This window comes from Pseudomonas sp. H1_D04 (genome assembly GCF_054683855.1).
The window spans coordinates 5095664-5119030 of record NZ_CP162826.1; the positions used below are offsets into that span (position 1 = coordinate 5095664).

Here is a 23367-nt window from a genome sequence, read left to right on the forward strand (position 1 = left end):
GTGTGCAGTGAAAATATAAGGGAGTATCTGCACAAGGGTACTGACAGCCAGATCGGGTTGTCCGCGCAAAGCTCACAAGTCATGGACTTGTACAGCGGTCTGCACGCTTACGGAAAAGCTCATCAGGAGACAGATGCCCATGTCTGAATTGTCCGTTCTAAATCCAGCCAGCCCAGCGCCGGCGATCCATTGCGAAAACACTGTGCCGCGTAGCATGGTGCACCGTGCTGCTGTCAGCGAAGTCTTCCTGACGGGCGCGGAGTTGGTAAAAGAGGGGCACTTCCGCTGCAGCGCCCAACTACCGCGTACCCACAGTTACTTCAGTGAACATACGCATCGCTCGGCCCACTACGACATGTTGTTATTGCTGGAAGTGTTCCGCCAGGCGTCGATCTATATCTCTCATGCGTTCTTGGATGTGAGTGCCCAGGACAAGTTTATTTACCTGGACAGTGTCACTCGCGTCACCGAGCGCAGTTTGCTGGTGGTGGGGGATCGCCCGGCGTCGGCACAGATCGATGTGTTTGTGGTGGACGAATACCTGCGCCATGGCGAGCGCAGTGGCGTGACCCTGAACATGTCCCTGAGCATCAATGGCGAAGTCGCCGCACGGCATGAGCGCATGAGCATCCGTTGGATGAGCGGCGCTGCGTGGAACAAGATGCGCGCCCGTGGCCTGGCGGCGATTCCCGCCGACGCGGACCCGTTGGCGCAACTGCCGCCACCGTTGAGCCCGTCGGCGGTAGGGCGCCATTGGCTGAACAACGTGGTGCTGGGCAAGGACGTGGAGCAGGGCGCCGACCGCCTGGTGGCGCCGCTGATTGTGGACCTTAACAACCCGGCGATCTTCGACCATCCCCTCGACCATATCCCCGGCATGCTGCTGCTCGAAGGTTTCCGGCAAGCGGCCTTGGTGGTGGCGGATCGGCAATTGCAGGCCGCCCCTGATCAGTGGCTGTTGTCCAGTTGCCATGTGGTGTTCACCCGCTTCGGCGAGTTCGGTTTGCCGACACGTGTGCGTGCCGATCTCAATGCCCTGGCAATCGATGAACACGGGCGCATCACTCTGGCCCTGGACGTGGAGCAGGGCGGCGTGGTGATTGCTACAGCCGAGCTTGAGTTGTTGCCCGTGGCGGCCAGCCAGCCGTTGGCCTTGGTTGCGGGGGGTGCGATGAGCGATTTGAAGTTTATCTGGTTCGATTTCGGGGGCGTGCTGTCGCCGCCGATCCCCGCGTTGTTCGAGCAGTATCAGGTCAAGACCGGCTTGGCCCCGCGCGTGCTGCAACAGGCCATGAGTGATGTGGCCGAGGAGCTGGGCGTGCCGATGCTGGCGCCGGTGGAGAGCGCTTTGCTCACCGAAAAGGAGTGGGGCCAACGCCTGGAATTGGCATTGCGGCGCCGCGACCCGCAGATTGATTTGTCCCGTGCGCGCCTGCAAACCTTTGGCGAGCATTGGTTCGCCGGAGTGCCGGCCAATGCGCCGTTGGTGGCCGCGGTGCGTGCGCTCAAGCGTGCTGGATTGCGTGTGGGCATCCTCACCAACAACGTGATGGAGTGGGAGCAGCACTGGCGGGCGATGGTGGGTTTGGACGAGGTGGTCGACCTGATCGTCGATTCCAGCCGGGAAGGCACCCGCAAGCCGGAAGCAGCGTTCTTCGAGGTCGCCACCGCACGTTCAGGCGTCAGCGCGGCTGACAGTTTGTTGATCGATGACGTGGCCGAAAACATCGACGCCGCCGCCGCGCTGGGCTGGCAAGTGCTGCACTTTATCGACAACCACCAGGCCCTTACCCAGTTGCAGCGCCTGACTGGTGTGAACCTGTTGCAACCTGTCGGGGAGCCTGCCTGATGAATATCGCCGTCGTCACCACCCCGCCAGTCACCGTGGCGCGTATCCCCAACCTGGATGCGCCGCCAGCCTATCAACCCGCCAGCCCCGCCAATGGCTTGCCCAGGATCCTCTTGCCCAGCGGCCACTTGGCGTATCACCTAACCCGCTATGAACACGTGCAGGCGTTGCTGCTGGACAACCGCGCCATTCGCGCTCCGTGCAACGAAGAAGACGGTGCGAGTTTTCTGCCCACCATCACGCCGCCAGAGTTACTGCTTAACAACGACATTCCCGATCACGGCCGCCTGCGTAAAGTGGTCGCGCGGGATTTCAGCCCCAGTGGGGTGGCGTTGCTGGCGGAAAAAGTGCAGCAGGCGACCCATGAGCGCCTGGATGTATTACAGCGCCAGGCCCCCGGTGCAGACCTGTTTGCCCAGGTGCTTGATCACATTCCTGCGACGGTGGACTGCCAACTCCTCGGCATTCCCCTGAGTGACCGTGAATACTATCGGCCGCTCAGCCATACGGTGCAGGTCGCGTCGGACGCAGATGTGCCTGAGCTGCTGAACCAATTCTGGGGCGTCTACAACTACCTCACCGACCTGGTGACGGGCGCGCGCCCTACCTATCCCGATGGGCTGATCCAGCGTTTCGTCGCCACCCGCAACGACAGTGAACCGCCACTCAACGACAAGGAGTTGGTGGGCATCCTGCTCGGCGTGCTGATCGGCGGCGACCAGAACATTCTTACCGTGCTCACCAAGGCGGTGTACACCCTGTTGGCCGCGCCCGAGCTGTGGCAGCAGTTGGTGGACGACCCTGCGCTGATCCCGAATGCTGTCGAAGAGCTGCTGCGCGTGATCCCTCTGGGCACCATCTCGACCTTCCCGCGCCTGGCCAGTGTCGACCTTGACGGGCCGTGGGGGTTGATCCCCGAGGGCAGCTTCATCTACGCCGATGCATTTGCAGCCAACCGTGACCCAGCGGTGTTTCCTGAACCTTTGGCGATTCGCTTGGACCGTAACGACGCGCGGCATTTGCAGTTCGGCTACGGCATGCACAACTGCATGGGCGCGGCCCTCGCGCGCCTGGAAATCACCACGGTGTTGCAGATTCTGGTGCAGCGCTTTCCCAACTTGCGCCTGGCGGTGCCGGCGGACCAGGTGCCCTGGGTCGACGGCATCATCCTGCGCCGACCGGTGCGTTTGCCGGTGCACGGTTTCACTTCAACCTGACCCTGGAAGGACCCATGAAAAACTCGTTTGCCGACACGGCTCTACTCTCGATCATCCTGCTGGCGATCTTCGTTGTGCCCAGCTCCATCTCCGGCACGGCCCTCGCGTTGCCGGCCATCGGCGCCGATATCCAGGCGCCGTTGACCAGCCTGCAATGGGTAGTCAACGCCTTCAACCTGGCGTTTGCCTGCTTCACCCTGGCCTGGGGCGCGCTGGCTGATCGGCTCGGGCGCAAGCGCTGTTTTGTCGCCGGTGCGTCGCTGTATGTGGTGGCCTCGGTGCTGTCGGCGGTGGCCGACAGCGCGTGGTTGCTGGACGCGGCACGGGGGCTGGCGGGGATTGGTGCGGCGGCGATTTTCTCGTGCGGCATTGCCATCCTCTCCACCCACTTCAGTGGGCCGGCGCGGTTACGTGCATTTGCCTTGTTCGGCACTGTTGCGGGGCTGGGTGTGAGCCTGGGGCCGACCTTGTCCGGCTTACTGCTGGACAGCGTCGGCTGGCGCGCGATTTTCTGGGCGCACGCAGTCACCTTGGTCATTGTGCTGTTGGGCACCCCGTTGATCACGCGGGACGGCGAACTGGCAGAACGCACTGCACGCTTTGATGTGCCGGGCGCGACGTTATTTGTGCTGGCCTTGTTGGCGCTGATGGTTGCCATCGTGCAGGGCTCGCAGTGGGGCTGGAGCAGCCCGGGCGTGCTGGGCCTGGTCGCGGTCGCGGCGGTGTTGCTGGCGGTATTTACCTGGCAGGAACGCCGCCATCGCCAGCCGATGCTGGACCTGTCGCTGCTGGCAAGCGGGCCTTTTGTCGGCCTGGCGTTAGTCACCGTGGCGGCATCGTTTGGCTTTGTGACGCTGCTGACGTACTTGCCGAGCTACTTGTTCGGCGTACTGCAATTGAGCGCGACCCACGCAGGCCTGGCGATGTTGCTGCTGACGGTGCCAATGCTGTTCTGCCCGATTCTGGCCGGCAAGTGGGCGGCGCGTGGGGTGTCGGCGATCGGCATTCTCAAGGTCAGCCTAATTGCGTTGCTGGTGGGCGTCGTGTCGTTGGCGCTGGTCAGCCAGGTTGGCGTGGCGTTGTGGCAACTGGCAGTGCCGTTGCTGCTGGTGGGCATTGGCATGGGATTGTCGGCCGGGCTGGTGGATGGTCTGGCGCTCAAGACCGTGCCCGAGCAGAAAGCCGGGATGGCTGCCGGTTTGCTTAACACCTTCCGCCTGGGCAGCGAGGCGATTGCTGTGGCGTTGTATGGTTCGTTGCTGGCCACCCTGCTGGACAGCCAATTGCGCACAACGTTGAGCCGCCTGGCGCCCGATCCCTCGACCCTGCAACGCTGGATCGATGACGTGGCCGCCGGCAATCTCACCGGGTCGTTGCAAGCCCTGAGTACGGAACAGGCCGGCACGGTGCACAGCCTGTTTATCGGCGGCTATGACAGTGCGTTCCACGGCGTGCTCTGGGCGTTGGCCGCGATCCTGCTGGTGCTGACCGCAGTGGTCGCCTGGCTGGTGCGCCCGCTGCGTGAACAGGAGCGAACGGAGGCGCAATTAGCCGCTAACTGAGTGACTCACCACACCGCCTGCGGCGCTCGCAGGCGGTGCTTTTGCGTGCCTGCAGGGATGCCAAGGGTTATGCAGAAAATGCAGCTTATTGGATGTTTTTATTCTTTTATCCGGTGATGCTCGCTGGGGCAAACTGGACTCACCTGCCTGGATGCAGGTCTACCTCAAACCGACAGGCCCACCACCACTTGTCCGCTGGCGTGTGCAGTCCATGAAGACTATGGACCTATGGACCCGAATGCCTTGCTCAAGAGCCGCCTCATCGGCCAGATTTTCCAACAGCACTACAGCTGGTTGTGCGCACGCTTGTCGTACCGCACCGGTTGCAGCCACAGCGCCGAGGACATCGCCGCCGAGACCTTTCTCAAGGTGTGGATGCTGCCCGATCCCACGGCCATTCGCGAACCGCGCGCGCTGCTCACCACCATCGCCCAGCGCCTGATGTACGAGGGCTGGCGCCGTCGCGATCTGGAAAAAGCCTACCTGCAAATCCTCGCCGAAGTGCCTGAACACGTGCACCCGTCGCCCCAGGAACAGTTGATCCTGATCGAAAGCCTGCTGGCCATCGACCGGCTGCTGGATGGCCTTTCAGGGCAAGCCAAGGCGGTGTTCGTGCACAGCCAGTTGGACGGCATGACCTACGCGCAGATCAGTGAACGGCTCGGCCTGTCGCTGGGGCGCATCCACCAATTGATGACCCAGGCCCTGCGCGCCTGTTACCTAGGGTTGAACGAGTGAGCAAACGAGCGTTGAACGACCCGGTGGCCGAGGAGGCCATTGGTTGGCTGGTGCAGATCCAGTCCGGAGATTTCAGTGTCGAACAGCAAGCGGCGCTGGAGGCGTGGCGTGGCACTTCGGCCCATCATCGTCAGGTCTACGCGCAACTGATCGCAGGGCTGGATCAACTCAAGGCTTCGCCATGGCGTGGACGCTCCAGCTCGCAACTGTTGCGCAGCCTGGAACAGCCCAACAGTCGCCGCGCGTTTCTGCGCACCAGCTTGTGTGCGCTGGGGCTGGCGGCGGGTGTGGGTTGGGTGACGCGCTTTGAACCGGGCGGGCAGTCATACGCCACCGCCACGGGCGAGCGGCGCACCTGGCAGTTGCCCGACGGCTCGACGCTCAAACTCAATGCCCGCAGCCAGGTGATCGCGACGCTCGCCGACGGGCAGCCCAGCCTGGAGCTGCGTGCAGGCGAGATATTAGTGAATGCCTCGCGACCGTTGCAGGTCAGTAGCCGTGCTGGACGTATCACTGGCGCCAGCGGTCGCTTGATGCTGAGCGAGCAGGGTGCGGCCTTGCGTCTGGTCACCCTCGACAGCGATGTGGTGTTGCATCTCGAAGGCGGTACGCAGCAGCGCGTGGCGATGCATCAGAGCACGGTGTTTGATCATCAGCGGATTCTCACTCAGGTGCCGATGGCGACCAGTGAGACCGCTTGGTTGGAGGGTTGGTTGGTGGTGCGTAATCAGACATTGGCGAGCGTGGTGGATGCGATTCGGCCCTATCGCAATGGCATCGTACGGCTGGACTCGGCAGTGGCCGGGTTGCGGGTGACAGGGCGGTTTCCGTTGGATGATGCGCAGCAGACGTTGGAGGCGCTGGAACAGAGTTTGCCGATCAGGGTCAGGCAGTGGGGGGGAATGGTTGTGTTGATTGGGGGGAGGGTTTAGGCGGGTTGGGTACATATCCGTTGCTGCGGTAACGGCTGCCTAGGGCTCCGCCCTTACAGTGGGTCAGTCACTGTTGCATTGACTGACCCACTGCTATCACCAATAAGCGCGTCAGAACTTGCCATCCACGCCGATGCGGAAGGTGTCGTTTCGTTCGTCGCTACCCAGGGCGGTCTTGTAGGAGACGCCCATTTGCCACGATCGGCCCAGGTTGAAGTCCAGCCCGAGGTCCAGATTGGCGAAGTTGCTGTCCAGTGGGTCAGGCTTGAGGCGATAGAGCACGCCGTCGGAGCCTTGGTCGGTGTAGCGCATTTTGTAGTCACTGCTGCCACTGAAATTGTGGCCCCAGGCCAAGCCGATCTTGGGGGTCATGACACCGAGTCGGGTAGCTACGTCGTAGCCTGTGCGCAGGCCGATGAACGAGGTGAAGTTCTGTTGGCGTTGCTCGTCGTAAGACAATCCATAGATCCCGCCACCGCTTTCGCGGAAGGCGTCCATGCGCGTGGTGCTGGCGTTCAGGCGCCCGTAAGGCGTGAGCGACAGCGGGCCCTGGCGGTATTCGTAGCTGGTGGTCAGCGAGGCGAATAGCTGGTCGGCATCACGGGAGCCCTTGGCGTATTGCGCATCGCTGCCGGTGATGTAGCGCCGTGAATCGAAGCTGATGCGGTTGTAGCCGAGCAAGCCATCGACGAATACCTTGGGTGCCAGGTTGAGGCTCAGGTAGGTGGCAATGCCGAGTGCGTCGGCGTCGCTGCGGGTCTTGTTGTTGCCGATGTCGCTGCGGTCGTTGCCATAGCCGAAGCCAATGCCGGCAATCGCGTTGGGCGACAGTCGATAGTCGACACCGGCGCTCAGGCCAAAGGTGGTGAAGCTGTTGTCTTTCGCGCCGCGGGCATGGGTCGAGCCGTTATTGATAAAACCGTCGCTCCAGTAGGCAATGGCATCTTCTTTACAACCATCTTCGACTTGGGCAGCGGTCTGTCTTTTCTCTTCGTCGGTGCTGTTGGCCGAGCCGCCCATCTGTTTCTGTACGGCACTGGCGATGGCCTGCATGGGCACGTTTTCACCGTCTTTGCGCACGCTGGCATTAAACGAATTGCGGTTGCAGGACACTTGGTGCAACTGCTCCAGGCGGCGGTTGAAGTTGTCCATCTGGGTGCTGGCAAAGCGTTCTGCCGCGCGGGTCTGTGCGTTGAGCAGGCCGATGACTTCGGCATCCTTGGTCGGGTCAGGACGGGGCGCGATGATAAAGCTCACCGAGCTGTTGGCCAGGGAACCGCTGCCGTTTTGCAGGCTGAAGCGCACGACGGCCGTACCGGCAAACGCCGCCGATGGCACGAAACGCATGGAGAACCGGCTGACCATAAATGCCCGGCCAGCGGAAGCCGGGGTGACTGTGCCCAGGTTGGCCTGGGTGAACGGGCCACCGGTGGCGCCTTGGGTCAGGTCCACTTCGGCGCTTTCCCCGACGCTCAGGATTTGGCTGGAGGCCGGCACGGTGATCGGTACGGCGGCAATGTTGATCGAGTAAGCCTGTGTTCCGCTGGCGCCGTTGGCGTCGGTGACGGTGAGTGTGAAGTTGGCGGTCTGGTTGGTAGTGGGCGTACCGCTGATCGCCCCGGTGGCGGCGTTCAGGCTCATGCCGGTCGGCAGGCTGCCGCTGGTAACGCTGTAGGTGTAAGGCGCGGTCCCGCCCGATGCGCTGACCGCGGCGCTGTAGGGGCTGCCCGTTGTGCCGGCCCCCAGGGACGCCGGGCTCACCAGTAGGGTCGGCGCGCTGACAGTCAGGGTCACAGTGGCGGGGCTGGACGTGCCGCTGGCGTTACTGGCGGTGTAGGTGAAACTGTCCGCGCCGGAGTAACCCGCGCTCGGCGTGTACGTGATGCTGAGACCACTGGCAACGGCGCTGCCATGTGCGGCGGCGCTCGCGATGGCCACGTTGGTGGCGCTGCCGCCACTGAGGTTCAGGGTGATCGAATTGGCGCTGCTGTTGGCCGCGACGGTGGCGCTGACGGCTGACGCCACAGGCAGTGCCACGCTGACGGTGCCGGAGAAGGTGATTGACCCGGTTGCGCCGTTGCTGTCGGTGACAGTGACCGTCGAGCTGTAAGCGCCTGGCGCCGACGGGGTGCCGCTGATGATCCCGGTCGATGGGCTCAAGGTCAGGCCGCTGGGCAGATTGCTCGCGCTGAAGGCGTACGGCGCACTACCACCGCTGGCACTCAAGGTCGTGCTGTACGCACTGCCGACAGTGAAAGCGCCCAGCGTCGCTGGCGTGATTACCAGCGTAGGCGCCGTCACGGTGATGGTCACGGTAGCGGGGCTTGATGTGCCGCTGGCGTTGGTGGCGGTGTAGGTGAAGCTGTCCGCGCCGGAGTAACCCGCAGTCGGGGTGTAGGTGATGCTGGTGCCACTGGCGGTGGCGGTGCCATGGGCGGCAGCACTGGCGACGGCCACGCTGATAGCGGCACCACCGCTGAGGTTGAGAGTAATCGGGTTGGCGCTGCTGTTGGCCGCGACGGTGGCGCTCACTGCTGAAGCGACCGGCAGTGCCACGCTGACGGTGCCGGAGAAGGTGATTGACCCGGTTGCGCCGTTGCTGTCGGTGACGGTGATCGTCGAGCTGTAAGCACCTGGCGCCGACGGGGTGCCGCTGATGATCCCGGTCGATGGGCTCAAGGTCAGGCCGCTGGGCAGGTTGCTCGCGCTGAAGGCGTACGGCGCACTACCACCGCTGGCACTCAAGGTCGTGCTGTACGCACTGCCGACAGTGAAAGCGCCCAGTGTCGCCGGCGTGATCACCAGCGTTGGCGCTGTGACCGTAATCGTTACGGTAGCGGGGCTCGATGTGCCGCTGGCATTGGTGGCGGTGTAGGTGAAACTGTCCGCGCCGGAGTAACCCGCAGTCGGCGTGTAGGTGATGGTGGTGCCACTGGCAGTTGCGGTGCCATGGGCGGCAGCACTCGCGACGGCCACGCTGGTAGCGGCACCGCCGCTGAGGTTTAGAGTGATCGGGTTGGCGCTGCTATTGGCCGCGACGGTGGCGCTGACGGCTGACGCGACAGGCAGTGCCACGCTGACGGTGCCGGAGAAGGTGATTGACCCGGTTGCGCCGTTGCTGTCGGTGACAGTCGCCGTGAAGCTATACGCTCCAGCCACAGTGGGGGTTCCGCTGATCTGGCCGGTTGATGTGTTCAAGCTCAGACCGCTGGGCAGGCTGTTGACGTTGAAGGTGTACGGCGCGTCGCCCCCGCTTGCGCTCAGGGTCGCGTTGAAGGCGCTGCCGACGGTAAAAGTGCCCAGTGTCGCCGGTGTGATCACCAGCGTTGGCGCTGTGACCGTAATCGTTACGGTGGCGGGGCTCGAAGTGCCGGCGGCATTGGTTGCGGTGTAGGTGAAACTGTCCGTGCCGGAGTAACCCGCAGTCGGGGTGTAGGTGATGCTGGTGCCACTGGCAGTGGCGGTGCCATGGGCGGCAGCACTGGCGACGGCCACGCTGGTAGCGGCACCGCCGCTGAGGTTAAGAGTGATCGGGTTGGCGCTGCTATTGGCCGCGACGGTGGCGCTGACGGCTGACGCCACAGGCAGTGCCGCGCTGACGGTGCCGGAGTAAGTGATCGACCCGGTTGCGCCGTTGCTGTCGGTGACAGTCGCCGTGAAGCTATACGCTCCAGCCACAGTGGGGGTTCCGCTGATCTGGCCGGTTGATGTGTTCAAGCTCAGACCGCTGGGCAGGCTGTTGACGTTGAAGGTGTACGGCGCGTCGCCGCCGCTTGCGCTCAGGGTCGCGTTGAAGGCGCTGCCGACGGTAAAAGTGCCCAGTGTCGCCGGTGTGATCACCAGCGTTGGCGCTGTGACCGTAATCGTTACGGTGGCGGGGCTCGAAGTGCCGGCGGCATTGGTTGCGGTGTAGGTGAAACTGTCCGTGCCGGAGTAACCCGCAGTCGGCGTGTAGGTGATGGTGGTGCCACTGGCAGTGGCGGTGCCATGGGCGGCAGCAATCGCGACGGCCACGCTGGTAGCGGCACCGCCGCTGAGGCTGAGGGTGATCGGGTTGGCGCTGCTATTGGCCGCCACGGTTGCGCTGACTGCTCCAGCGACGGGCAGGGCCTGGTTGATGGTGACGGAGTAGGAACGTGAGGCCGTCGCGGGGCCGTTTCCGCTGCTGGAGTCGGAAGCGGTCACTGTAAAGTTATAGGTGCCTGCGCTGCTGGGCGTACCGGTCAAACTGCCAGAAGAAACAGCCAGGCTGAGGCCGGTTGGGAGGGTGCCACTGGTGATCGCGTAGGTATATGGGGCTGTGCCGCCCGTTGTGTTGAGCGACTGGCTATAGGCCGTATTGACCGTGCCATTTGGCAGTGACGCCGGGCTGATGACAAGCGTTGGCGCACTGACGGTGAGGGTGACGGTGGCCGGGCTTGAGGTCCCGCTGGCATTGGTCGCGGTATAGGTAAAGCTGTCCGAACCGAAGAACCCCGCAGTCGGGGTGTACGTGATACTGGTGCCGCTGGCGGTGGCGGTGCCATGTGCGGCGCCGCTGGCAACCGCCACACTGGTGGCCGCCCCCCCGCTGAGGTTGAGGGTGATCGGGTTGGCGCTGCTACCACTGGCAACCGTCGCACTCACCGGGCCGACGGTAGGCGCCGGTACGGCATAGGTGAAGCCGTTGGTGAGGGTCGCGGTTCCGTTTGAGGTCGTGACGACCACGTTTACCGGGCCTGCGGCATGCGCGGGGGTGACGGAGGTAATGCTGGTGCCGCTATTAACGACGCTACTGGCCGTCGAGCCGCCAATGGTGACGCCGGTGACGTTGACGAAGTTGGTGCCCGTCAAGGTAACCGAGGTGCCACCCGCCGTGCTGCCGGTATTAGGGCTCACTGACGTCAAGGTCGGGGCCGAGCCGCTGGTGACGACCAGGGTATAGGTGGCGACTCCGGTCTGGGATTGGTTGTCGTTGAGTGAAACCTTGAAGGTGTAGGTCCCGGCTGTGGTCGGTGCGCCGTGCAGTAGTGTCGTGGTGCTTCCGAATGACGGGTCCAGGGTCAATCCCGCTGGCAGGCACGGGGAGCCGTCGTACGCTGGGTCAGTGATGTCACACTCAAACCACTGATCGATGGGGAAGTTGTCGATGGTCCCCGACAGGGTAATGCTCATCGACTGATTCACCGCGACCGAAGGCAACGTGCTGCCCGACGCAGGGCTGGTGATGACCGGTGCGGCCAATACCTGGCTGGCCAGGGGCAGCGCTATTAGCAGCAACGCGGCTGACGCCAGCCTGCGGGTCAGTCTGGCGGCACGGGTCGAAAGTCTTGTGATCATGTTTAGGCATCCTGCCGTATGCGCCGCTAGGGGCGGTGTCCAACGAAAATGTCGATGAGTGGCTGACAGCGTGGTTTAAACAGTCTTTGCTGCCTTTTCTAATCTGAATCCAGGCGCGGGGGCCTGTGCATGTGAAGGTAAAGGCCGGTTTCTTCGCCGGGTTGGAAACCGAGGCGTTGGTACAGGCGACGTGCCGGGCTGCCTTGCTCGACGCTCAGGCGGCATGGCTGTCGACGCGCATCGGCCTCAGACAGAACGGCCTGCAACAGGCCCGTGCCTATGCCCTGGCCATGCCAGGCCGGCAACAGCGCAATGTCGACAATTCGCACGTCTTCATCGCTGTGCAACACGCACAGGCGTCCGATGGGCGCTGCTGCCTGCTCAATGATCAGGAACTGTGCCGATGGGTAATGCTTTTCATAGTGCTGGCGTTGCAACTCGGCCTGGGAATGCAGAAACGCGCGACGCTGGACGTCACTCCAGCCCGGTACGGCGCTGACCTCGGCCCAGCGGCGGGTAACGAAGAGCTCCCGCAGAAAGCCCAGGTCATGGGCCGTTTGTGGACGCAACTGCGCGCTGATCGTCATGGCCTGATGGGGGTACTCGCCATTGATGCAGATGCAATAGGCCAACGTCAGGAACGGTTGCAGTGTGCTGCGCGGCACGCTGCTGCCGGGAGCAAGCTGTCCGGCCTGGCTCACAGTGGTGGGCGCCAGGGTCGGGCCTCCGGCAACGGGTTGGGTGGCGTTGTACAGGAGGACGTTACGCGGTTGGGACAGATAGCTTGTGGAAGTGGGTGTGTCCACCGCCGCTGCGGTATCGCCACCCACTTTCACCTGTACCGCATGGGTATGGCCGGCCATGTTGGCGGGTTGCAGGGTGACCTGGTCCTCGCCCACGGCAGTGCCGGTCGGTCGAGGGGTGAGTCCCGGGCCATTGCCCGCGCCCATGGCTGCGCGCCCGTTAAGGTTGGGCAGCTTGAAATTTTGCCCAGGCGTGCCGCCATAGAGATTGCCGATGATGGAGTACAGCGCGGGCGCCTGTTGAACCGTTAACGTCGACCCATCGCAATAGGCCCAGTCTTGCGGAGCGAAAGTAAAGGGAAACAGCCTGATTTCACCGGTAAAAGCGTCCATGAGCGGTCATCCTGAAATAAAAGACTTACGGGCGTGATGGGTAGATCCCTGCCAGACAGATGATGTAGTTGACGGCCAGGGACCCCATGAGGTTGGTGTGGGGCGCACCCACTGCCGGGCCTAGCGCCGTGTCGAGAAAATTCGGGTTCAGGTTGACCGTCGCCGAGGTGCCGGTTGCAGTGCTATAGAGGCCTTTGATGGCGCCAAGCGGGCTGAATTGGCCGAAGGTCTGGCTAGCCGACGCAGGAGGCGAGGGCACGGGCGTCGTTGAGGTCGCCATCGTGCTGCTGACCACAAAGGCATGGGTGTGCGCCGGAGTGTTCGCCGACACCAGGGCGACCGTTTCCACGCCGGTGGTTTGCGCCAATAGCCGAGGGCTCAACCCGGTGCCGGTGCCTTGCCCGATGGGCAAACGACCCCGATAGTCCGGCAGGCCGAAGGTGGTCACTCCGTCACCGCCATACCGCGTGCCCAATAGGGTAAACAGTGCTTGATTGGCGTTGACGGATAGCAGCGAGCCATTGCACAGCGCCCAGTCTTGAGGCGCATAGTCGCCGGCAAACATGCGGATTTCTCCGATATAGGCTTCAGACATTTCAGTTTCCTTACACGAGAGTCTGTCAATGGGTCGCTACGGGCGCGGCGGATAAATCCCGGAGATGGCGATGCAGAAACAGCCAACAATCGACGGCTGCATATTGGCCACTGGCGTACCGGGGGCAGCCACCACGGTGGCGCTGTTCAGGGAGACGGGCGTCGAGCCTGCGGCTGTCACGTAGACCGGCCGGGACTGTAGCTGAGCAGCATTGGCACTGACGGCCGGAATGCCACCCGCAGGCCCGGTGTTGGCGCCGATGGCATCGGAGACATGGGTACCGTGTGTATGGGTGACAAGCGCAGTGGCGCCGAGGGTGACTGTTTCACTGCCTCCCACGCTGCCTAAAGCATGAACGCCAAGGGCCGGGGAGACGGAAGCTACCGCGTTCTGACCCAGCGCTGTACGACCGCGCAGGTCGGGCAGACCAAAGGTTGTCCTGCCATCGCCGCCGTAGAGATTGCCCAGTAACGAGGCCAACGCTACGTAGTTATTGAAGGGAAGAATTTGACCTTCGCAGGCCAACCAGCCGGAAGGTGCCCAGCCCCATGGGAACAGCCGAATTTCGCCGACAAAGGGATCCATCATTTTCCTCCTTGGAAAAATCACAAGCGTCATGCTTGCGCATCTGCATCACCGGGGTGATGGCATATTGCTTACAATATCCACAAGTTGATTTCATACGCAAACACTATTTTCCGGCGCCAGGGAACCGAAGTGTCAAAGCGTTGTCGCGCCCCGCAATGCCCCTACCGGCCGGTGCGCAGTAGGGGCCGAATTCGCTTTGCCGCGCCAGATTTTCAATAGGCTGCGGTATAAATCGCCAACGCGTCCTCCTCAAGCACGGGCCTTGGATTGTTCACCAGCAGTCGCTGTTGTTGCATCGCACTGCGGGCCAGCTCCGGCAGGCTTTCCAAAGTGACTCCGGCGTCTCTCAAGCGCAAAGGCAGCCCGACCGCTTCATGAATCCTGCGCAGTTCTTCAATCAGTTGTGCGGCGCCATCTCCTGGCAGCAGACGCTCACCCAGTACGCACGGCGCCAGTTCGGCGTAGAGCGCATGGGCGTGGGACAGATTGAAGGTCAGCACCGGGTTGAGAACCAGTGCGTTGGACAGCCCGTGGGGCAGGTGGAATGTGATGCCCAGCGGGTAAGCCAATGCATGCACCGCCGCGACCGGCGCGTTGGCGAAAGCCTGGCCGGCCAGGCAAGCGCCCAGCAGCATGGCCTGGCGCGCTTCAAGGTCCTGCGGCGCGCGCACGGCTTGCTCAAGATTGGCGCTGAGCAGGCGCAGGGCTTCGCGGGCCAGCAGGTCCGAGATCGGGTTTTTACGCAACTTGCTGGTGTAGGCCTCGATGGCGTGCACCATCGCGTCGATGCCGGTGGCAGCGGTGACCGGGCCGGGCAGGCCGACGGTCAGTTGTGCGTCAAGGATCGCCAGGTCCGGCAGCAGTTGCTGGGACACCACGCCGGATTTACCAGTGGCGGTAGTGACGATGGAAATCGGCGTGACTTCAGAACCGGTCCCGGCCGTGGTCGGCACTTGGATCAACGGCAGACGCGCGCCGTTGGCCTGATTGACGCCGTAGATGTCGCTCAAGCCCTGGCGTTGCTCGGGGTGTGCCAGGTAGGCGACCAGCTTGGCGGTGTCCATGGAGCTGCCGCCGCCGAAGCCGACGATCAGGTCCGCACCGATTGCACGTGCTTGTTCAGTGGCCGCCAGCACCAGCTCTTCGGCCGGGTCGGCGAGGACGTCGCTGTACACCTGCAGGTTGATCCCCGCAGCGGTGAAACCGGGCCAGACTGAATCCAGCAGGTTGTGGCGCAGGATGCCTGCGTCGGTGACCAGTAATACGTTGCGTGCACCACGGGCGGCGCACTGTTCGGCCAATTGGGCGGCGGCGCCGCTGGCGCAGATCAGGTGCGCGGTGGTGCTGAAGTTGAATGCTTGCATGAATAACCTCTGCTTATTCTGATTGAGGGGCAGGCCGGCATCGATGATCGTCTGGGCCACCGCTTCCATGCTGGTGCGGCTGGCCATGGCATCGCGTTGCAGGCGCCGGTGAGCGTCGTTTTCGCCGATGCGATGGCGGGCCATGAGCAGGGCCTTGGCCATGGAGATCTTCGACACCGCCGGTTGCCGGGTCTGTAATTTGCGCAGTTGCGCCAGCATGTCGATGCGCGCACGCCAGGCAGCGCGGGCCATCAGTAATTGGGTCAACAAGCCAAAGGGTCGCAGTGGGCGCTCGATCACGGCTGCCGGCTGGGTTTCCAGCACCAGTTGCAACATCGACGGGTTTTCATAGCCCACCACGGCAATGATCGGCGGCGCCTGTTCGCTCAAGCCTTCCACCAGCGCCTGGGTATTCAGGCGCTGGCTGAGTTCCACGGCGAGCAGGACCACATCGGTGTGCTCCGGCAAATGCGCAGGCACCGGCCAGCATTGCTCAACGATGCAACCGATGCGCTGCAACTGGTCCAGCACCACGCGGGCCTCGGCATCTACCGGGTGAATCACCAGCACGCGCAGGCCCTTGAGTTCGCGCAACAGCGAAGGTGCCTGGGTCATCTCGCACTCCCACTGTTCATGGCTGCACATCCAGCTGGTAATCGACCATGTAAGGGCTGGGTTTCACCGGCTGCTCGCTCTGCACCACCAGCTCGAAACGGCGTTGGTGGTCGAGACGCGCAATACGAGGCCACAGCCAAGTGTGCTGGGTGTCCGGGTCGATCTGCACGCGGCCCTGGGGCGCGTCGAACTGCGCACCGGCCAAGGCCTTGCGCAGCGCTTCGATGGACGAACCCTCAGCACGCCGCGCTGCCTCGGCGAACAGATGCACCTGGAAGTAGGCCGCCTCACCGCCCGCCGTCAGCGGCGCCGTGTCACCGAAGCGCGCTCGGTAACGTGCGACGAACGCCTGGCTGGCAGGCGTCGCCAGGGTGGAGAACCACGGCGCCGCCGACACATGCCCTTCGGCCTCTTCATCGCTCATGTGCAACACGTCGACCTCGTTGGTCGCGAGGCTGACGATGGGCATGCACGCCGGGTCGAAACCGGCCTGTCGGTACGCGCGGTGCAGGGCCGGAATATCGCTGCCGACGATGGTCGAGTAGATCGCATCCGGTGCCGTGGCCCGCGCCCGTTGCATCACCCGTTCGAAGTCCTCGGCGGTGGCGTGGAACGGCAAGTAGATCTCGTCCACCACTTCGCCACCGGCCTGTTCGAACAGTTCGCGCAGGATGCGGTTGGACTCGAACGGGTACACGTAGGAGCCACCGACAAACAGCACGCGGTTGCCGAAATGCGCCAGTACGTACTGCGCCAGTTGGACTGAGTTCTGGTTCGGTGCGGAGCCGGTGTAGTAACACCAGGGCGAGTATTCAAACCCTTCGTAGAGGGTCGGGTAGAACAGCAGTCGGCGGCGGCTCTCGACCACCGGCAACACCACTTTGCGGGTGCTCGACATGTGGGTGCCGAACAACACCTGCACCTGGTGCTCGTCACACAGGCGCAGGGCGCTGTCGCGGTAGTCCGACGGTTCCGCGCCGGGATGGCCGTCCACTGGCACCAGTGGCCGTCCGTGGATGCCGCCAGCGTCGTTGACCTCGGCGATCGCCAGGTGGGTGGCATTGGCCTGGGTGGTTTCCGAGGCAGCGGTAAGGCTGCTCTCGGAAAACAGCAGGCCGACTTTGTAGTCAGAGGCGCTCATGAAATCAGGCTTTCCCAGTCGATATGTTGTTCAAAGGCGTGCGCGACCTGGTACAGCGTGGCTTCGTCGTAGTCCCGCGCCACCAGCATCATGCCCACTGGCAGGCCACTGGCAAGCCCACACGGGAGTGACAGGGCAGGGTGGCCGGTAACGTCGAAGGGCGCGGTGTTCGCGTTCATTTCCAGGGCCCGTTGCACCCACTCGCTGGGTGAGGCGTCTGCTGCCGGCAATATTGGCGCCTTGAGCGGTACGGTGGGCATCAGCAGCACATCGAAGTCCTGCAATTGCTGGTCGTAGGCCGCACGTAATTGCCGTGCAGCATTCTGAGCCTTGGCGTAGTACTGGCCGCCAAAACGCGTGTACGCGTATTCACCGGCCAGCAGGCAGGTTTTCAGGTCGTGCGGGAATTGCCCAGCCTGGGTCTGCCAGTCTTGCTGTGCGTTCATAAGGCTCTCTACGTACAGGCCTTTCCAATTCGAGCCGTAATTGTAGCCGCGCAGCAATTGGGTGGTGCCTTCCACCGCGATGGGTGTCCAGATGGCGTGGCCCAGGGCGTGCAGCGGTATCGAGATGTCCTCCACCCGTGCCCCTAGGTCTACGAACAACGCAGCGGCACGGCGTACCGCCGCGTCCACATCGGCCTCGGAGTTGGCATGCCCGAACCCCTCGCGCACCACACCGATCCGCAGGCCCTTGCAGCCTTTGCCGAGGGCCTGGGTATAAGCTTCGGTCGGCACCACGCGGTCCTGCCTGGGGTCGAGGCCATCGGCGCCAGCCAGCACTTCCAAGAGCAGCGCGTTGTCGGCGAGGTTGGCACTCATGATGCCGGCGTGGTCCAGAGTCATCTCGATGGGCATGATCCCGGTGTAGGGGATCAACCCATGGGTCGGCTTCATGCCGTAGATACCGGAGTAGGCCGCCGGAATGCGGACCGAACCGCCCTGGTCAGTGCCGATGCCCAGGTCCACTTCGCCAGCCGCGATCAGCGCCGCGCAGCCCGACGACGAACCGCCGGTGGAATGCCCCGGATTACGCGGGTTGTGCACTGCGCCGGTGGCGTTGGTATGGCTGCTGCCCGACACACAAAAGAACTCGCAATGGGCCTTGCCCAGAATCTGTCCGGCAGCGTCCAACACACGTGTCGCGACGGTGGCGTCAATGTCCGGCACGTAGCCCTGCAGGGTCGATGCACCGTTCATCATTGGCACGCCGGCCAGGCAGATATTGTCCTTGAGTGCCACGCGCTTGCCGGCCAACTTGCCCGTTGGCGCCCCCTGAATCTCGGTGCGTACGTACCAGGCGTTGTAAGGGTTGTGCTGCGGCACCTGGCCAGGGCCGCGAGGGTAACGGGGGGGCGATGGCGAGGTTGCGATCCCGTCAAGACGGTCGTAGTCCTGCCACACGGCTTCGAGAATGTTCGCGTATTCGTGCAGCAGCGGCTCGGCCATTTGCAGGCCAAGGCTGTGGCCGACTTCGGTGAGATCGGCCAGGGTAGGACGTTGAATAGACATGGCAGGTTCCTTATGCATGAAAGCCCATGAAGCGCTCAGCGATGGCCTCGGCGCTGGTGTGGGCCGGGTCGACCTCGTCCACCAGTTGGCCGTTCTCGATGATCAGAATGCGGTCGGACAGGGCACTGAGAAATTCGATGTCCTGTTCCACCAGGATCACCGCCAGATTCTGTTCCATACGCAGGCGCTGCAGGGTTTCAATGATTTCGTCGCAGATCGATGGCTGGATGCCCTCGGTGGGCTCGTCCAGCAGGATGATTTTCGGGTTGCCGCACAGGCAGCGAGCGAGGGCCAGCAGTTGTTGCTCTCCGCCGGACAGCGCGCCACCGGGCTGGTCGAGTAAGCGGTGCAGGCGCGGGAAGTACGCGAGGATGCGTTCGATGGTGGCGTCGGCTGCGGCGAAGTCCTTCACGCAGCCCATGCGCAGGTTTTCCCGCACGCTCAGGTACGGGAATATCTGCCGGCCCTGGGGCACATAGCCGATGCCGGCGCGGGCGCGTTGGTGGGCGGCGGCTTTGCTTAAGTCTTCTCCGGCAAAATGCAGGCTGCCGGCCATGGCGGGGATTTCGCCCATCAAGGCGCGCAACAGGGTGGTCTTGCCCATGCCATTGCGACCCAGTACACCGACGCAGGTGTTGGCGGCACAGCTCAAGCGGATGTCACGCAACACGGGAATACGCCCATAACCGGCGGATAGACCGATGACTTCAAGCATGTTTGATCTCCTGCTTGCCCAAGTACGCTTCGCGCACGGCCGGGTCCTGGGTCACTTCGGCAAAGCTGCCTTGGGCGAGGATTGCGCCTTGGTTGAACACGGTGACGGTGCCTGCGATCAGGCGGATGAACTCCATGTCGTGCTCGACCACCACCACGGTGCTGTGGGCGTTGATTTCTTTGATCAGCGCGGCGGTCTTGCGCACTTCCTGGTAGGTCATGCCGGCGGCGGGTTCGTCCAGTAATACCAACTCCGGGCGCGAGGCGAGGATCATGCCCAACTCCACCCATTGGCGTTGGCCGTGGGCCAGGTCGCCCACCAGGCGTGCGCGCAAGTCGACCAGGCCGATGCGTTCCAGGGTCTGCTCGGCAGTGGCGCGGGCTTCGTTTGGCGCTTGTCGGCGACTGGCGGCCAAGCGCAGGTTTTCCAGCACATCCAGGCCGTCGAAGACGCTGGGGGCCTGGGTTTTGATGCCGATGCCGAGCCGGGCGACATGGTGCGGCGCCAGCCCTGAAATGCGCTGGCCCTTGAAGTGGCATACGCCGCGCGTGGGTTTGAGTTGGCCGCTGAGCATCTTGAAGAAGGTGCTTTTGCCGGCGCCATTGGGGCCGATCAGGCAACGCAGCTCGCCGCTGTCGAGGGTGAAATCAACGGCTTTGACCGCGTGAACGCCGCCGAAGCTGACGCCCAGGCCTTGGGTTTGCAACAGGCTCATAGTGCGCGCTCCTGTGCAGGTGTCGGTTGCGGGCGACGTTGGAAAACACGCGCTACCCAACCGGTCAAGGTCGGCAGCAAGCCACGGGGCAGCAACATGACGAACACCAGCAGAATCAGGCCGAGCACAAAGCCGCTGTCCACATGCTGCTGTTCACCGAGGCGCGCCATCAGCGCCTGGATGCCGATGCACGCCAGGATCGGCCCGAACAAGGTGCCACGGCCACCGACGATGACCCAGATTATGATCTGCGCCGATTGCGCCAATCCGAACACACCTGGGCTGACAAACGCGCCCCAGTTGGCGAACAGGCAACCCGCGAGCCCGGCGATGCCGCCACCCAGGCTGAAGACGATCAACTTGTGCAGGCGCGTGTCATAGCCCAGCAAACCGGCGCGCTGTTCGTTCTCACGAATGGCCACCACCACTTTGCCGAAGCGGCTGGCGAGCAGCCCGCGCAGCCCCAGGTAACAGAGTATCAGCGCGGCGCCGATTACCTGGAACAGGGTTTCCGGTTCGAGCACACGCTCAGGGTTGAACGGCATGTTGAGGGTGGGAATCGCCGGAATGCCGTTGAAACCGCCGAGCAGTGCGCTGCCGATGTGGTATTCGGAGCCCGAGGTGGAGTTCATCACGTTGAACAGAATCAGCGTGACCGCCAGCGTAATCACCCCCAGGTACACGTCGCTGATGCCGCCGTAGAACATGAAGTAACCCATGGCGGCGGCGACCAGGGCGGGCACTGCGATGGCCAGCAGCACCGGCCAGGTGCTGTCGCCGATGTTCAGCACACCGATGGCATAGGCATAGGCGCCCAGGCCAAAAAACGCCGCCTGGCCAAAGCACAGGATGCCGCCGAAGCCCCAGATAAACGCCAGGCTCAGGGCCAGCAGCGCCATCACCAAGTAGATGGTCAAGGACAGCAGGGTAAACAGATCCAGCCACTGTGGCAGGACCGCCACCAGCAGCGCAGCCACGACGCAGCCGAGCACCGGTAATAGGGTGCGGGTATCAACAGGCATCAGAACGCCCTCCGAAAGAATCGACCGGTAATGCCCTGGGGCAGTACGCGAATCAGCACAATGGCCGCCAGCAGCAACGCCACTTCACCAAACACCGGAGTGCTGAAGAACGTCACCACCTGGCTGATCACGCCGAAGCCACCGGCTGCGGTGAGGGTGCCGGTGATCACTGCACTGCCGCCGCCGATCACGGTGATGAAAGCCTTGGCGATGTAGCTGGCGCCGAGGGTTGGAATCACCCCGGTAAGCGGCGCCAGCACGGCACCGCCCAAGCCCGCGAGCGCCGCGCCCAGGCCAAAGGTCAGGCTGTAGATCCGTCCGGGATTGGCCCCGAGTGCAGCGGCCATCTTGGCGTTTTGCATGGTGGCGCGGGCGCACAGGCCGAAGTGGGTAAACCGCAGCAGCGCCCACATGCCCAGCAGCACGGCGACCGCCACGGCGATCACAAACAGGCCGTAGCCGCTGGTTTGATAAGCGCCCACGGTGATGCCCGGCAAGGGCGAGCTGATGCCCACTGTCGTGTTGCCGAACAGCATGGTGGCGGCGCCGGTCAGTGCCAGGCTCAGGCCCCAAGTGGCGAGCATAGTGTCGATCATGCGGCCATACAGGTGTCGCACCAGCAGGCGTTCCACCAGCATGCCGAACAGGCCCACGCTCAAGGGCGCCAGCACCAGGATCGAAATCCAGATCGGTACGTGCAGGTTGTGGGTGGCGAGCACGGCGACGTAACCGCCGAGCATCATGAATTCACCGTGGGCGAGGTTGATGATTTTCATCATTCCGAACACCACCGCCAGGCCAATGCTCAGCAGCACCAGCGTGGCGATGGCGCCCACGATTTGCAGGGAAAAAATGGCAGCCCAATCCATGTCGGCCTCCTTACAGCGCGATGCTGTATTGTTTGGCGTCGCGCGGGTTCTTCACCAGGTCGCACACGGCGGCGGTGTCGGACGGCGCTTGCTGGGCAAAGCTTTCGACCACCTCCAGGCGGCGGTCGCGGACTTCGGCGATGTGCACGTCGAGCACACAGTGGTGGGTCGCCGGGTCGATGCTGACCTTGCCGCTGGGCAGGTCCAGGCTGATGCCTTTTTCCAGGGCCTGGGTCACGGCCATGCGCTCCACCGTACCTGCCTGGCGCACGCCTTCGGCCCACAGCATCATGCCCTGGTAAGCGCCCATGGCCAGTTCGGTGATGTACGGATAGTCCGCGCCGAAGCGCTTATGGAAGCGCTCGACGAACGCCTGGTTCTGCGACGTGGCCAGTTCCTGCACATAGTTCTGGCAGATCAGGATGCCGTTGCATTCTTCCGGCGACAGCACGATGTGCTCGTTACCGCCGGCGAAGGTGGTGGAGGCAATCGGCAGCTTGCCGGTCATGCCTGCGGCTTTCCACTGGCGATAGAACGACATGTGCGCGCCGCCCACCAGCGCCGACCAGACGAAGTCCGGCTTGGCTTCCTGGATCTTCGAGATCGTCGCGCCGAAGTTGGTCACGTCCAGTGGGAAGAACTCGATGCCGACGCTTTCGCCGCCCGCTTGCTCGACGTACTTCTTGACCCAGGCGGTGACGATCTGCCCGTAGTTGTAGTCCGCCGCGACGATGTAGACCTTCTTGCCCCACTTCTTGGTGACATGGGACACCAGCTTCTCCACGGTCTGGCCGGGTGTGACACCGGTGCCGAAGAAGTTGCGGTCACACACGCCGCCTTCGTATTGGTTGTTGTAGAAATACAGGGTCTTGTAGCGGTCCAGCACCGGACGCACCACTTCCCGCGACGCCGACGTGATACCGGCGTGCACCACCGCCGCGCGATCCTTGAGCGCGGCCTGTTGGGCGTATTGCGCGTAAAGCTGCATGTTCGACTGGGTGTCGTACTTGATCAGGTTGAGCGGGCGGCCGAGCAAGCCGCCGGCGCTGTTGAGTTCTTCGACAGCGAAGGTCAGCGCATCGACGATGGGTTTGCCGTAGATGTCGAGGCCGCCGGAGTTGTCATACAGCGAGGCGATATTGATCGCGTCGTCGGCAGCAAACGCCGAGAAACTCTTGAGGCTCAACGTGGACACAGCAGCCGCGGAAATCGCAGATGCACGCAGGAAAGCACGACGATTCATAGCCATTCGGAAGACTCCTGAAACCCGGACTCCCTATCCACTGCAGTCCGAAGCACGCCAGGAAAAGCGCCGGGCATGACGGTTTGCAATGAAGGAAAGAAGGTCTGGGAAGAAATGCAGGCGGGGAAGGAGGGCCTGATTTCACATACCGACGGCGCTGTCGGCTGGATATGTGATTCGCTTCACTTGGAGACACCAGCCGCATCGTTGAGGCTGGGTCGCCCACCCTGAGAGGA

17 protein-coding genes and 1 pseudogene are annotated in these 23367 nt (G+C 63.2%); 5 read left to right on the forward strand and 13 right to left on the reverse strand.

What is annotated here, in order from left to right; translation table 11 throughout:
- Positions 1-139 precede the first annotated feature (139 nt).
- From AB4N82_RS23490 to AB4N82_RS23510, 5 genes are all read left to right on the forward strand, one after another.
- A complete protein-coding gene (locus tag AB4N82_RS23490; RefSeq protein WP_460103232.1) occupies positions 140-1849 on the forward strand; it encodes a ScbA/BarX family gamma-butyrolactone biosynthesis protein in 1710 nt (569 codons plus the stop codon).
- Positions 1849-3066, forward strand: coding sequence for a cytochrome P450 (locus AB4N82_RS23495; protein ID WP_122765200.1), 1218 nt, complete (start codon positions 1849-1851; stop codon positions 3064-3066). Before AB4N82_RS23490 ends, AB4N82_RS23495 begins: the two co-directional genes overlap by 1 nt.
- Before the next feature lie 14 nt (positions 3067-3080).
- Positions 3081-4628, forward strand: a complete 1548-nt coding sequence (locus tag AB4N82_RS23500) for an MFS transporter (protein WP_095184695.1) — start codon at positions 3081-3083, stop codon at positions 4626-4628.
- A gap of 228 nt (positions 4629-4856) precedes the next feature.
- Complete coding sequence (locus tag AB4N82_RS23505) at positions 4857-5366, forward strand: sigma-70 family RNA polymerase sigma factor (RefSeq protein WP_032885202.1); 510 nt, start codon at positions 4857-4859, stop codon at positions 5364-5366.
- Complete coding sequence (locus AB4N82_RS23510) at positions 5363-6298, forward strand: FecR family protein (RefSeq protein ID WP_122765199.1); 936 nt, start codon at positions 5363-5365, stop codon at positions 6296-6298. Before AB4N82_RS23505 ends, AB4N82_RS23510 begins: the two co-directional genes overlap by 4 nt.
- 111 nt (positions 6299-6409) lie before the next feature.
- Here AB4N82_RS23510 and AB4N82_RS23515 read toward each other — a convergent pair whose 3' ends face one another.
- The 13 genes and pseudogenes from AB4N82_RS23515 to AB4N82_RS23575 form a co-directional block, all read right to left on the reverse strand.
- Complete coding sequence (locus AB4N82_RS23515) at positions 6410-11617, reverse strand: putative Ig domain-containing protein (protein ID WP_206073159.1); 5208 nt, start codon at positions 11615-11617, stop codon at positions 6410-6412.
- A 98-nt stretch (positions 11618-11715) separates the two neighbouring features.
- The gene (locus AB4N82_RS23520) at positions 11716-12753 is read right to left on the reverse strand and encodes a GNAT family N-acetyltransferase (RefSeq protein WP_460103237.1); all 1038 of its coding nucleotides are present in this window, start codon (positions 12751-12753) and stop codon (positions 11716-11718) included.
- Positions 12754-12778: 25 nt separating this feature from the next.
- Positions 12779-13348 carry a phage tail protein gene (locus AB4N82_RS23525; RefSeq protein ID WP_122765196.1) on the reverse strand — a complete coding sequence of 190 codons (570 nt, stop codon included), beginning with the start codon at positions 13346-13348 and terminating at the stop codon, positions 12779-12781.
- A 36-nt stretch (positions 13349-13384) separates the two neighbouring features.
- Positions 13385-13966, reverse strand: a complete 582-nt coding sequence (locus AB4N82_RS23530; RefSeq protein ID WP_241089564.1) for a phage tail protein — start codon at positions 13964-13966, stop codon at positions 13385-13387.
- A gap of 182 nt (positions 13967-14148) precedes the next feature.
- Positions 14149-15300 carry an iron-containing alcohol dehydrogenase gene (locus AB4N82_RS23535; RefSeq protein ID WP_122765194.1) on the reverse strand — a complete coding sequence of 384 codons (1152 nt, stop codon included), beginning with the start codon at positions 15298-15300 and terminating at the stop codon, positions 14149-14151.
- A gap of 54 nt (positions 15301-15354) precedes the next feature.
- Positions 15355-15945 (reverse strand): annotated as a pseudogene (locus tag AB4N82_RS23540) (ANTAR domain-containing response regulator); the annotation flags it as partial.
- A complete protein-coding gene (locus AB4N82_RS23545) occupies positions 15932-17056 on the reverse strand; it encodes a transporter substrate-binding domain-containing protein (protein WP_122765193.1) in 1125 nt (374 codons plus the stop codon). The gene AB4N82_RS23545 and the pseudogene AB4N82_RS23540, both read right to left, overlap by 14 nt.
- Entirely contained in the window at positions 17053-18567 is a 1515-nt protein-coding gene (locus AB4N82_RS23550) for an amidase (RefSeq protein WP_122765192.1), read from the reverse strand. Before AB4N82_RS23550 ends, AB4N82_RS23545 begins: the two co-directional genes overlap by 4 nt.
- A 10-nt stretch (positions 18568-18577) precedes the next feature.
- Positions 18578-19282 carry an ABC transporter ATP-binding protein gene (locus AB4N82_RS23555; RefSeq protein ID WP_122765191.1) on the reverse strand — a complete coding sequence of 235 codons (705 nt, stop codon included), beginning with the start codon at positions 19280-19282 and terminating at the stop codon, positions 18578-18580.
- Positions 19275-19997: an ATP-binding cassette domain-containing protein gene (locus tag AB4N82_RS23560; protein ID WP_099602533.1), complete on the reverse strand. Its 723-nt coding sequence runs from the start codon at positions 19995-19997 to the stop codon at positions 19275-19277. Before AB4N82_RS23560 ends, AB4N82_RS23555 begins: the two co-directional genes overlap by 8 nt.
- Complete coding sequence (locus AB4N82_RS23565) at positions 19994-21019, reverse strand: ABC transporter permease subunit (protein ID WP_032885733.1); 1026 nt, start codon at positions 21017-21019, stop codon at positions 19994-19996. Before AB4N82_RS23565 ends, AB4N82_RS23560 begins: the two co-directional genes overlap by 4 nt.
- Entirely contained in the window at positions 21019-21888 is an 870-nt protein-coding gene (locus AB4N82_RS23570; protein WP_032885732.1) for an ABC transporter permease subunit, read from the reverse strand. The genes AB4N82_RS23565 and AB4N82_RS23570 overlap by 1 nt, the downstream gene beginning before the upstream one ends.
- Positions 21889-21898: 10 nt before the next feature.
- Complete coding sequence (locus AB4N82_RS23575; RefSeq protein WP_099602532.1) at positions 21899-23137, reverse strand: urea ABC transporter substrate-binding protein; 1239 nt, start codon at positions 23135-23137, stop codon at positions 21899-21901.
- Between the last annotated feature and the right edge of the window lie 230 nt (positions 23138-23367).